The following is a 10,152-nucleotide window of genomic DNA, read 5'->3' as shown; positions in this document are numbered from 1 at the left end:
CGGAACTTCAACATCTCGAAGGTGTGGCCGTCGCGCCCCACCCGGTCCTGGCGGAACAGCACGGGCCCGCGGCTCGTGACCCGCACGGCGAGGGCCAGCTCGCGTGCGATCCGGCGCCAGACGTACGAGGAGAACGGCGTCCCGTGGCAGAGGACGACCGGCGGCGCGGCCGGGTCCCCGAGCCGCTCCCAGCGCACCTGGCCGTCCTCACCGCCGCCGACGTCGACGCCATGCGCACCGCCCCCGAGGGCGCGACCGACTACCTGCTGCGCACGTCGACCGTCATCGGCGGCGAGTTCGAGGTCGTCTACCTCGCCGCCTCGCGCGTCGCGCAGGGCGCCTCCCCGCGCGCCCGCGCCGTCCTCGACGACGCGCAGACCGCCTGGACGGCCGCCGTCCAGGACGAGCTGGGCGACCCCGTCCTCGCGCGCGCCGTCTCCCTCATGGGCGAGGGCCTCTACACCCTCGCCTCCGTCGGGGCGACGGGTCCGGACGACCGCGAGATCGATGAGCTGCTGACGCTCGTGCGCGAGATCGCCACCGTCCGCGCCCCCGCCGGGGGCGCCCCGGCGTGACCCGGCGACTCAGCCCGTCTTGCGCTCCGCCGCCTTCTTCGCGGGCGCCTTCTTCGCCGCCGGCTTCTTCGCCGGGGCCTTCTTGGCCGGGGCCTTCTTCGCGGGCGCCTTCTCCTCGGCCTCGCCCTTCGACCCGCCCTTCGAGCCCGAGACGCTCCGGCGCAGCGCCTCCATGAGGTCGATGACGTCGGCGTCCTCCTTCTCGGGCTGCTCGCCGAACGTCTCGGACGTGTCGAGCGCGTCGCCCTGCTCGATCTTGGCGTCGATGAGCTGGCGCAGCTGCACCTGGTACTCGTCCTCGTACTCCTCGGGCGCGAAGTCGGCCTCGTAGCTCGCCACGAGCTGGCCGGACATCGCCAGCTCCTTGTCGGACACCGTCACGGACCCGTCCAGCGAGGGGAACGCGGCCTCGCGCACCTCGTCCGCCCACAGCAGGGTCTGCATGACCAGCACCTCGTCGCGCACGCGCATCGCCGCCAGCCGGGTGCGCTGGCGCAGCGCGAACTTCACGATCGCCGTGCGGTCCGTCTCCTCCAGCGTGCGGCGCAGCAGCACGTACGCCTTGGGGCTCTTGGAGTCGGGCTCGAGGTAGTAGGTGCGGTCGAGCATGATCGGGTCGATCTGGTCGCTCGGCACGAACTCGACGACCTCGATCTCCCGGTTCGCCTCCGCCGGCAGCGCCGCGAAGTCGTCCTTGGTGAGCACCACCGTGCGCTCGCCGTCGTCGTAGGCGCGGTCGATGTGCTGGTACGGCACCTCCTCCCCGTCCAGCTCGCACACGCGCCGGTAGCGGATGCGCCCGCCGTCCTCGTCGTGCACCTGGTGCAGCGGCACGTCGTGGTCCTCGGTCGCGCTGTACAGCTTGACCGGCACGTTGACGAGGCCGAACGTCACGGCGCCCTTCCAGATCGCCCTCATATGACCATCGTCACGCGACCTGCGGACACGCGCCAGGGCACAACGCCCCGGGCCCGGTGCCGCCCCTCCCCTCGTGACCGCGCGCCGCCCGGCATAGCGTGGCGAGGTGGACGGCTCGGCACGCACCCGAGACCCGGATCGACGGGGATCGACACGACGGGATCGACTCGACGCGGATCGACGAGGAATCGAGGACTGACCATGTTCCGGAGACGCCCAGGACGGGCGGCGGCACCCGCGCTCGCCGCCGCGGCGCTGGTCGCCGTCACGGCGGCACCCGCGACCGTCGCCGCACCCGCGACCCCGCCGCACCACCGCACGCTGCCGGACCGGGTCGAGCTGCCCGACGGGTTCCTCCCCGAGGGCATCGCCACCGGCCTCGGCCCGTGGGCCTGGTTCGGGTCCCGCGCCGACGGCGACATCTACCGCGCGAACCTCGTGACGGGAGAGGGCGAGGTCGTGAGCGAGGGGCCGGGCACGCCGTCGGTCGGCCTCAAGGTCGACCGGCGCGGCCGCCTCTTCGTCGCGGGCGGGCCGTCGGGCTCCGCGCGCGTCGTCGACGCCCGCTCGGGCGAGGTCCTGGCCGACTACGCGCTCACCACCGCGGCCAGCTTCGTCAACGACGTCGTGCTCACCCGCGACGCCGCGTGGTTCACCGACTCGCAGCAGGCGGTGCTGTACCGGCTGCCGCTCGGCCGGCACGGCTCGCTGCCCGAGTCCGCCGAGACCGTGCCGCTCTCCGGTGCGTGGGAGCAGGTCGAGGGGTTCAACGCCAACGGCATCGCCGCCACGCCCGACGGCCGCGGGCTGCTCGTGGTGAACTCGACGACCGGTGCCCTCCACCGCGTCGACCCCGCCACGGGCGAGACGACGGTCGTGGACCTCGCGTCGCGGGACGGCGACGCCTCGCTCACGAACGGCGACGGGATGCTGCTGGTGGGCCGCACCCTGTACGTCGTGCGCAACCAGCTGAACCTCGTGGCCGTGGTCCGCCTGGACCGCAGCGGGACGCGTGGCACGGTGACCGGCGAGCTCACGGACGAGGGATTCGACGTCCCGACCACGGTGGCCGCCTTCGCGGGCGGGCTGTACCTGCCGAACGCCCGGTTCACGACGCCGCAGGAGCCGACGACCGAGTTCTGGGTGACGCGCGTCGAGCCCCGTCAGCATCACGGACGCTGAGCGCCCGCGCCGAGCCTTGTCCCCTCGGTGGTCCGGCGGCATCCTGTCCCCATGACGACAGACGGCCTCTCCTCCGGGCTCCCCGAGCCTGCGGCGGACCGGGCCGACGTCGCACGGCTCCTCGGCGCCGGGCTCGGGGTCCTGGCCCCGTTCACGTGCCTGACGGTCCTCGGCTCGTGGTCCCTCGCCGTCGGACTGGTGGCCCTGGCGGTCGGCCGCGTCGTGATCGGGCGACGGACGACCGCCGGCAGCCCGCTGCGCGCGGGAACGACCTGGATGCTCGTCTGCTGGGCCGGGGTCGCGGTGGTCCTGATGGCGCTCTTCCTCGCGATCCCGCTCGACCCGGGGAGCGACTGAGCGGCCGTCAGCCGACCAGGCCGAGGACCCCGACGACACCGACGAGCAGGGCGAGCAGCATCGAGACGCCCACCAGCACGGCGTGCACGGTGAAGAACCGCGTGGGCCGGCCGGCGGCGTCACGGGCGCGGGGGTCCTTGGTCACGCGGCGCCAGAACGAGGGCCACACGGCCAGGTTCCACAGGGCGGCGACGAGCAGGGCGACGGACCAGACGACGGGGATCTCCACGGCGTCGAGTATCGGGCACCGCCCGGCCGGCGACGAAACCCTCAGGCCAGCAGGCCGCCCTGCAGCGCGAGGAGCACCGCCCGGGTGCGGTCCTTCGCGCCGAGCTTGAGCAGCACGTTCGACACGTGGTTCTTCACGGTGCCCTCCGCCAGGTACAGGGCGTCCGCGATCTCGCGGTTCGACCACCCCTGCGCCATGAGGCGCAGCACCTCCCGCTCGCGCCCGGTGAGCTCCGCCGGGACGACGTCGGCCGGCGCCGGCCCCGAGCGGACCGCCCGCAGCAGGCGAGCCGTCACCGCGGGCTGCACCAGGGTCTCGCCCGCGGCCAGGGTCCGCACCGCGTCGGCGAGCTGCTCCAGCGTCACGTCCTTGAGCAGGTAGCCGCGCGCCCCCGCCTGGAGCGCACGCAGCACCAGCGCGTCGTCGTCGAACGTCGTCAGGACGAGGACGGCGACCACCAGCCCCTCGTCGCGCAGCGTCTCCAGCGCCCAGATCCCGTCGCGGCCGGGCATCCGCAGGTCGAGCAGCAGCACGTCGGGCTCGTGCTGCCGCACCGCGTCGACCGCCGTCGCGCCGTCGTCCGCCTCCGCCACCACGTCGATGCCGCCCGCGATCTCCAGCAGGCTGCGGATGCCGTGCCGCACCAGCGTCTGGTCGTCGGCGAGCGCGAGGCGCACGCGGCGCCGCGTCCCGTCGGACGCCGGGTCCGCCGTCACGACGCCGCCCGCGCGGCGAGGCGCGCCCGCACCGTGAACCCCGCCGACGCGTCGAACGTCGCGCCGCCGCCCAGGGCCTCGGCCCGCTCGACGATGCCCGCGAGCCCGTGCCCGATCCGGACCGGCTCCGAGCCGAGGCCGTCGTCGCGGGCGACCAGGGTGAGCGCGCCCTCCTCGTCCGCCGCGACCTCGATCCGCAGCACCGTCGCCATCTCCGCGTGCCGCACGGCGTTGGTCACGACCTCCTGGGTGACGCGGACCAGGGCCGCCGTCTGCTCCTCGTCCGCGACGACGTCCTCGGCGACGTGAACCTCCACCCGCGGCGACGGGACGGCGGCCGCGACGGCGTCCAGGGCGTCGCGCAGGTCGGGCGCGCGACGGCGCAGCTCGCCCACGGTGGCGCGGACGTCGCCGAGCAGCTCGCGCGCCACGGTGCGGGCGCGCTCCACGTGCGCCGCCCCGCGCTCGCCCGGCAGGTGGGCGGCCGACTCCAGCTCCAGGGTGAGCACGGTGAGCTGGTGCCCGATGAGGTCGTGCAGCTCGCGGGAGATGCGCAGGCGCTCGGACGCGCGGGTCGCCTCCTCGCCCAGCACCATCGCCGCGGCCAGCTCCGCGTGGGCGACGGTCAGCTCGGTGCGCATCCGTTGCTCACGCTGCAGCGCCACGCTCACCGCCGCGCTGGCCACCTGGAGCAGGAGGTAGAGGCCGAGCGAGAGCACGACCTCGAAGGGCCGCGCGTCCCCCGGGGCGAGCAGAAAGGCGACGAGCAGGGCCAGCGTGTTCGCCACGATCACGGCGACGACCACCCGCGTCGGACCGACGTACGTGCTCAGCGCGGCACCGAAGACCAGCAGGATGGGCAGCCAGCCGATCCCGGGCACCGTGATCACGAGGGCCGCGGTCAGCAGCGCCTGGGCCGCGAGACCGGCGTAGGCGGCGCGGGTGCGGGGCGGCCGCAGGACGACGACGACCGTCGCGGCGAGCCAGGCGAGCGCCAGCAGCACCCAGACGGCGAGCGGCACGAGCATCCGGTCCGGCTCCGCCGCGAAGGGCACGGGCACGACGACCGCCAGGCAGACGACGAGGATCGTCAGCCCGGACGTCTCCTCGGGTCCCAGCCGGCGCATGGTACCCACGCTATCCGGCGAGCCCGGACGACGAGGAGTGCCGGAAGTCATGGGCGCAGGTCGTGACCGGCGGCACGCGCGACGGCGCCGGCCGCGTCCGTAGCGTCGCCGCCATGACCGCACTCGTGGCGCAGCACCTGCGCAAGACCTACCGCACCCGGGGCCGCGGCCGCGCACCGGTGGTCGCCCTCGACGACGTGAGCCTCTCCGTGGGACCGGGCGAGGTGGCCGGCGTGCTCGGCCGCAACGGCGCCGGCAAGTCCACCACCGTGGAGCTCCTGGCCGGCGCCCGGTCCCCGGACTCCGGGCGGGTGCGGGTGCTCGGGCTCGACCCGCGCGCGGACCGCGGCCGGGTGCGCGGCGTGCTCGGCGTCCAGCTGCAGGGCGCGTACCTCCACGGCGCGCTGACGGTCCTCGAGCTCGTGCGCCTGTACCGGTCCTTCTACCCGCGCGGCCTGGACCCCGACCTGCTCGTCGAGCGCGTCGGCCTGGGCGCCTCGCGCGGCGTCCGCTTCGAGAAGCTGTCGGGCGGGCAGCAGCAGCGGGTCTCGGTCGCGCTGGCCCTCGTGGGCGCGCCGCGGGCCGTCATCCTCGACGAGCTCACCACCGGCCTGGACCCCGAGGCGCGGCGCAGCATGTGGTCGCTGGTCGAGGACCTGCGGGCCGACGGAGTCACCGTCCTGCTCGTCAGCCACCTCATGGAGGAGGTGGAGCGGCTCTGCGACCACGTGACGATCCTCGACGCCGGCCGCGTCGTCGCGCGCGGCACCGCCGCCGAGCTGATCGACCTGGCCGGCCTGCGGCCCACCGTCACCCTGCGCACCGACGACGCGACGGCGGCCGACCTGCTGGCCCGCCTGCCCGGCGTCGAGCACGTCGACGCGGCGGGCCCGCGGCTCACCGTCACCGCCGCCGCGCCAGCCGCACCCGGCAGCAGCGACCTGCTGCAGGAGGTGGGCGCGGCGCTGACCGCCGCGGGCGTGGTCGCGACGGAGACGCAGCTGCGCCCGCCCACCCTCGACGACGCGTTCCTCGCCCTCACCGGAAGCCCCCTGGAGGCATCATGACCACCGCCCGCCATCCCACCACCCCCCGCGTGCTGGAGCTGCCCGAGCCGGGCGCTCCCCCGCGCCCGGTGCGGCCCGGGGCGGTGGCGTGGCTCGCGCTCACGGTCGCCGAGGCCCGGATGGTGGCCCGCGACACGGCCGGGCTCGTGATCCCGCTCGGGATGCCGTTGCTCATCCTCGTGATGAACGGGCTGGCGCCGGGCCTGGACCAGGTCGTCCCCGGGACGGGCGGGCGCACCGCGCTGGACGTCTACGTCCTCCCGCTGACGCTGACGATGGTGGTCGCCACGGTCGGCGTGATCAACATGCCGAGCTTCCTCGCCTACTACCGCCGCAGCGGGATCCTCAAGCGGCTCGGTGTCACCCCCGCGTCCCCGGCGATGGTGCTCGGCGCGCAGGCGTTCGTCGGGGTCGCGCAGATCCTGCTGGGCATCGCCCTCGCGCTCGCCGTCGCGTTCGCGTGGCTGGGGGCGTCGCCGCCGGCCGACCCGTGGGTGGCGGCGGGCGTCCTGGCACTGGCGATCGCCGCGATGTACGCGGTCGGGATGTTCGTGGCGGCCGTCGCGCCGACGCCGGGGTCCGCCGTGGCGATCGGCCTCGTCGCGTTCTTCGGCCTCGGCGCGCTCGGCGGGCTGTTCGGGCCCCGGGAGAACCTCCCCGACGCTCTCGCCACGCTCGGCGGCTGGCTCCCCTTCGGCGCCGCCGTCGACGCGCTCGGCGCGGCCTGGGCCGGCCTCGCGGTGCCCGCGCCGGCCCTCGTGGGCCTGGGCGCGAGCACCGTCGTCGCGGGGGGCGCGGCGGCCGCGTGGTTCCGCTGGGAGTGAGCCGTCAGAGGCCGACAGCGTCCAGCTTCGCCGTGAGCTCGGCGTCGGTGGGCTCGACGAAGAACTCGCCGTCGGGGAAGACGACGACGGGGATGTTCTTGCGGCCGCTGATCGACTCGGCGTCGTCGGCCCGCGTGGGGTCGGCGACGAGGTCCACGTTCACGTACTCCACGCCGCGGGAGTCGAGCACGCGCTTGGCGCGGCGGCAGTCGCCGCACCACGTGGCCCCGTACATCGTGAGGGTCGCGGGGCGGCGGAGGTCGGTCGTGGTGTCGTCGGTCATGCGCAGCACCATACCCCCACGGGGTTAGTGCGCGGAGAACCCGCCGTCCACGAACAGTGACTGTCCCGTCACATAGGCGGACCCTGGGCCGGCAAGGAAGACCGCGGCGCCGGCGAAGTCGTCGGGCAGCCCGTTGCGGCCCACCATCGTGCGGGCCGCGAGCGCCTCGACCCGCGCCGGGTCGGACTGCAGCCGGGCGTTCAGCGGCGTGAGGACGAAGCCGGGCACCAGCGTGTTGGCGGTGACGCCGCGGGACGACCAGGCCTCGGCCTGCGAGCGGGCCAGCGACTCCAGGCCGCCCTTGGACACCCCGTAGACGCCGGACTGCACGAACGCGCGGTGCGCCTGCTGGGACGACACGTGGATCAGCCGGCCGTACCCGCGCTCCGCCATGCCGGGACCGAACCGCTGTCCGAGCAGGTACGGCGCCTCGAGGTTGACCGCCATGGTGGCGTCCCAGGTCGCGTCGTCCGTCTCGCCCAGCGGCGGCCGCAGGTTGATCCCCGCCGAGCTCACCACGACGTCGGGCTCGCCGTACACGGCGGCGACCTCCTCGGCCGCGGCCCGCACGCCGGACCGCGAGCTCAGGTCGGCGCTGACGCGGTCGGCGGTGCAGCCGTCCGCGCGCAGCTCCGCGACCGTGTCGTCCAGCTCCGCCGCCCGGCGCGCCACGACGACGACCCGGGCGCCCGCCCGGGCGAGCGCCCCCGCGATCGCGCGGCCGATGCCGGAGCTGCCGCCGGTCACCAGCGCGACCCGGCCGTCGAGGGAGAACAGGGAGGAGAGGTACGTGTCGCTCACGCCGAGAACCCTGCCACGCGCGCGCCGTCGCTGTGACAGGCGCTCGTGGCGCGCACCCGGTGGACGGCTCGGACGGCCGGTTGCGGCAGCGTGGGCCTCGCCACGCATGGGCACCACGTCACGTCGACGATAGCCTCGGGCGATGGTCGACGACGAGGTCCGGGTCGTGGTGCGCAAGTACGACGGCAGCCTGCACTGGCACTACCCGATGATGATGCTGGGCGAGGACGAGTGGGGCGTGTGGCTCGGCGCCAGGGCCGGGACGGTCTACCGCAGGGGCGAGCCGGGCCAGGAGACCGCCGTCGTGGCGGTCGGGGACGACCGGGTGATGCTCGTCCCGCGAGATGCGTGGTGGACGGCCGAGTTCCAGGCGGCCCCGGCCCACCTGGACGCGTACTGCGACGTCGCCACCCCCTCCACGTGGAGCGGTGCGGGCGAGGTGACCATGGTCGACCTGGACCTCGACGTGTGCCGCGTCCGCGACGACATGTCGGTCTTCGTGGACGACGAGGACGAGTTCGCCGTCCACCAGGTGCGGTACGGCTACCCGGCCGACGTCGTCCGGCGGGCGGAAGCGGCGGCCGCGTGGCTGACCACCGCCCTGCGCGACGGCATCGAGCCTTTCGGCAGCCGCTACCGGCACTGGCTCGACCGGCTCGCCGCGACGAAGCAGACGTCGGGCCGTTTGTCCGCGCAGTGATGAGCCGGATCAGTCCGCGGGTGGGTTCCGAGTCGTCCCGCGAGAACGCCGAGGACCTCCCCCTCGTCGTCCAGGTCCGCGGCCACACACGCACCACCCCACGCCACCGTCCGGTACATCGACCTTGACCAGGGCGAGCATGCCGCGCGGCGTCGTTCCGGGGGCAGGCCGGGAATCCTCAGCCTTCCGAGGACCTCGGGCACCGGAGCCCTGATCGCTCCGCCCGGTGACCTGCTCGTCAGTCACGTGCACGGCGGGGCACTCGGCGCACACGCCGCGTGGTGATTCCGTCAGTACTCCTCCGTGGTTCGGGCGCGAGTGGGCTAGATTCGCCGCCGCGCGAGCCCAACCATGACTGCACCTGCCGCTAGGAGAATGGCGGTCAGGACCGCCGCCGGGCCTACGTCGGCACCGGTCCGCGGTAGTTCGCTCGGGGATGTCGGTGTGGTGGGCGGCTGCGCGTCAGTCGCCGGCGGGACCATCGGGGCGGCGACGCTGGGGCTGGGCGACGGACTGGGCGACGGGCTCGGCGACGGGCTCGGCGACGGGCTCGGCGACGGTGCGATGACCGGGACGCTCTCGCTGACGGGAGGCGAGATGGCCCCGCCGTCGTCGCCGGACGCGGTCGCGGTGTTCACCACCTCGCCGGCGTCGACGTCGTCGGCGGTGACGACGTATTCACCGCGACAGGTCGTCGTGTTCGCCGGGGCGTCGCCGACGGCGCCAAGAGCCGTCGCCTCGCAGACGACGTCGGGGATGCGGTCGTCGAGCACCTCGAGATCGGTGACAGGCGCCAGCCCGGAGTTGGTGACGCCATAGGTGTAGGCGATCGTGTCGCCGAGCTGGTACGGACCCGGGTCGTCGGCCACCTTCGTGAGGGTGAGGATCGGTGACGGGTCCACGGACTCCAGGACGACGTTGCGAATGAGGTGCACGTCCGTGAACAGCCCGGTAGAGGCAGAGAATCCGAACTTGTACGTCTCCGGGACCGGCTGGGGTGCCGGAATGTCGAGCACCTGCTGAAGATCGCCGTCCGGGCCCGCGATCGACACCGTCACGCGCGGGTCGGGTGCTGGGCTGACGACCACCTCGACGGTTCGCTTGTCCGGTTCCAGGAGCGCGGCGGCTTCGGCCGCGCCGATCGCGTCGGGCATCGACGCGGTATCCCCCTGGAGCGTGACGGGGAGGGTAGAGGGCCAGGACGTCGCCGCCGGGTCATCGAGGTTCTCGGCAGTGGAGGTCAGGAAGCTGCCAAGATCCATTCGTTCAACACGTGTCCATGCTCCCTGATCCGCGCACGGGCCGCCGCGAGGTCCCCCCAGGTGTCGCAGTCGAAGGAGACCGGCGCACCGCCCTCCTCGGCCAGGTGGTCC

The 10,152-nt window shown here is 74.4% G+C and carries 14 protein-coding genes; 6 read left to right on the top strand and 8 right to left on the bottom strand.

What is annotated here, in order from left to right; translation table 11 throughout:
• The coding region (locus tag ACFWEK_RS13840) for a sugar transferase (protein WP_430554425.1) at positions 1-197 on the bottom strand (197 nt) is incomplete at its 3' end.
• A 33-nt stretch (positions 198-230) separates the two neighbouring features.
• Between ACFWEK_RS13840 and ACFWEK_RS13835 the strand changes: the two genes are divergently transcribed.
• Positions 231-575, top strand: coding sequence for a hypothetical protein (locus ACFWEK_RS13835; RefSeq protein WP_430554424.1), 345 nt, complete (start codon positions 231-233; stop codon positions 573-575).
• 9 nt (positions 576-584) lie between these two features.
• Here ACFWEK_RS13835 and ACFWEK_RS13830 read toward each other — a convergent pair whose 3' ends face one another.
• Positions 585-1,493 (bottom strand): Ku protein, encoded by a 909-nt coding sequence (locus ACFWEK_RS13830; protein WP_430554423.1) that lies wholly within the window; start codon positions 1,491-1,493, stop codon positions 585-587.
• Between the two features lie 201 nt (positions 1,494-1,694).
• On the opposite strand from ACFWEK_RS13830, the gene ACFWEK_RS13825 reads away from it, so the two are divergent.
• Together ACFWEK_RS13825 and ACFWEK_RS13820 are read left to right on the top strand one after the other, a co-directional pair.
• Positions 1,695-2,675 (top strand): hypothetical protein, encoded by a 981-nt coding sequence (locus tag ACFWEK_RS13825; protein ID WP_430554422.1) that lies wholly within the window; start codon positions 1,695-1,697, stop codon positions 2,673-2,675.
• Positions 2,676-2,726: 51 nt separating this feature from the next.
• Complete coding sequence (locus tag ACFWEK_RS13820) at positions 2,727-3,032, top strand: hypothetical protein (protein ID WP_430554421.1); 306 nt, start codon at positions 2,727-2,729, stop codon at positions 3,030-3,032.
• Between the two features lie 7 nt (positions 3,033-3,039).
• Here ACFWEK_RS13820 and ACFWEK_RS13815 read toward each other — a convergent pair whose 3' ends face one another.
• The 3 genes from ACFWEK_RS13815 to ACFWEK_RS13805 are packed head-to-tail and all read right to left on the bottom strand — an operon-like array spanning position 3,040 to position 5,104.
• The gene (locus tag ACFWEK_RS13815) at positions 3,040-3,261 is read right to left on the bottom strand and encodes an SCO4848 family membrane protein (RefSeq protein WP_430554420.1); all 222 of its coding nucleotides are present in this window, start codon (positions 3,259-3,261) and stop codon (positions 3,040-3,042) included.
• 41 nt (positions 3,262-3,302) lie between these two features.
• Positions 3,303-3,977 carry a response regulator gene (locus ACFWEK_RS13810; RefSeq protein WP_430554419.1) on the bottom strand — a complete coding sequence of 225 codons (675 nt, stop codon included), beginning with the start codon at positions 3,975-3,977 and terminating at the stop codon, positions 3,303-3,305.
• A complete protein-coding gene (locus tag ACFWEK_RS13805) occupies positions 3,974-5,104 on the bottom strand; it encodes a sensor histidine kinase (RefSeq protein ID WP_430548010.1) in 1,131 nt (376 codons plus the stop codon). Before ACFWEK_RS13805 ends, ACFWEK_RS13810 begins: the two co-directional genes overlap by 4 nt.
• A 113-nt stretch (positions 5,105-5,217) precedes the next feature.
• On the opposite strand from ACFWEK_RS13805, the gene ACFWEK_RS13800 reads away from it, so the two are divergent.
• Entirely contained in the window at positions 5,218-6,171 is a 954-nt protein-coding gene (locus ACFWEK_RS13800) for an ABC transporter ATP-binding protein (RefSeq protein ID WP_430554418.1), read from the top strand.
• Positions 6,168-6,995: an ABC transporter permease gene (locus tag ACFWEK_RS13795; protein WP_430554417.1), complete on the top strand. Its 828-nt coding sequence runs from the start codon at positions 6,168-6,170 to the stop codon at positions 6,993-6,995. Before ACFWEK_RS13800 ends, ACFWEK_RS13795 begins: the two co-directional genes overlap by 4 nt.
• 4 nt (positions 6,996-6,999) lie before the next feature.
• Here the strand turns inward: ACFWEK_RS13795 and ACFWEK_RS13790 are convergent, their stop codons facing one another.
• Together ACFWEK_RS13790 and ACFWEK_RS13785 are read right to left on the bottom strand one after the other, a co-directional pair.
• Positions 7,000-7,278, bottom strand: coding sequence for a glutaredoxin family protein (locus tag ACFWEK_RS13790; protein ID WP_430548013.1), 279 nt, complete (start codon positions 7,276-7,278; stop codon positions 7,000-7,002).
• A 24-nt stretch (positions 7,279-7,302) separates the two neighbouring features.
• Positions 7,303-8,079, bottom strand: a complete 777-nt coding sequence (locus ACFWEK_RS13785; RefSeq protein ID WP_430548014.1) for an SDR family NAD(P)-dependent oxidoreductase — start codon at positions 8,077-8,079, stop codon at positions 7,303-7,305.
• Between the two features lie 142 nt (positions 8,080-8,221).
• On the opposite strand from ACFWEK_RS13785, the gene ACFWEK_RS13780 reads away from it, so the two are divergent.
• On the top strand, positions 8,222-8,779 hold the full coding sequence (locus ACFWEK_RS13780) for a DUF402 domain-containing protein (protein WP_430554416.1): 558 nt from the start codon (positions 8,222-8,224) through the stop codon (positions 8,777-8,779).
• Between the two features lie 323 nt (positions 8,780-9,102).
• Here ACFWEK_RS13780 and ACFWEK_RS13775 read toward each other — a convergent pair whose 3' ends face one another.
• On the bottom strand, positions 9,103-10,041 hold the full coding sequence (locus ACFWEK_RS13775) for a hypothetical protein (protein ID WP_430554415.1): 939 nt from the start codon (positions 10,039-10,041) through the stop codon (positions 9,103-9,105).
• Between the last annotated feature and the right edge of the window lie 111 nt (positions 10,042-10,152).

It is taken from the genome of Isoptericola sp. NPDC060257, from assembly GCF_042726645.1.
In the GTDB taxonomy this organism is placed as follows: domain Bacteria; phylum Actinomycetota; class Actinomycetes; order Actinomycetales; family Cellulomonadaceae; genus Isoptericola; species Isoptericola nanjingensis.
The sequence above is the reverse complement of the archived record's forward strand: the minus strand, read 5'-3'. Positions and strand labels throughout refer to the sequence as shown.

Excerpts from the sequence above, each read along its gene's own strand:
- ACFWEK_RS13835 (WP_430554424.1), top strand. The coding sequence starts at position 231 with ATGCGCACCGCCCCCGAGGGCGCGACCGACTACCTGCTGCGCACGTCG.
- ACFWEK_RS13830 (WP_430554423.1), bottom strand. The coding sequence starts at position 1,493 with ATGAGGGCGATCTGGAAGGGCGCCGTGACGTTCGGCCTCGTCAACGTG.
- ACFWEK_RS13825 (WP_430554422.1), top strand. The coding sequence starts at position 1,695 with ATGTTCCGGAGACGCCCAGGACGGGCGGCGGCACCCGCGCTCGCCGCC.
- ACFWEK_RS13820 (WP_430554421.1), top strand. The coding sequence starts at position 2,727 with ATGACGACAGACGGCCTCTCCTCCGGGCTCCCCGAGCCTGCGGCGGAC.
- ACFWEK_RS13805 (WP_430548010.1), bottom strand. The coding sequence starts at position 5,104 with ATGCGCCGGCTGGGACCCGAGGAGACGTCCGGGCTGACGATCCTCGTC.
- ACFWEK_RS13800 (WP_430554418.1), top strand. The coding sequence starts at position 5,218 with ATGACCGCACTCGTGGCGCAGCACCTGCGCAAGACCTACCGCACCCGG.
- ACFWEK_RS13795 (WP_430554417.1), top strand. The coding sequence starts at position 6,168 with ATGACCACCGCCCGCCATCCCACCACCCCCCGCGTGCTGGAGCTGCCC.
- ACFWEK_RS13790 (WP_430548013.1), bottom strand. The coding sequence starts at position 7,278 with ATGACCGACGACACCACGACCGACCTCCGCCGCCCCGCGACCCTCACG.
- ACFWEK_RS13780 (WP_430554416.1), top strand. The coding sequence starts at position 8,222 with ATGGTCGACGACGAGGTCCGGGTCGTGGTGCGCAAGTACGACGGCAGC.
- ACFWEK_RS13775 (WP_430554415.1), bottom strand. The coding sequence starts at position 10,041 with ATGGATCTTGGCAGCTTCCTGACCTCCACTGCCGAGAACCTCGATGAC.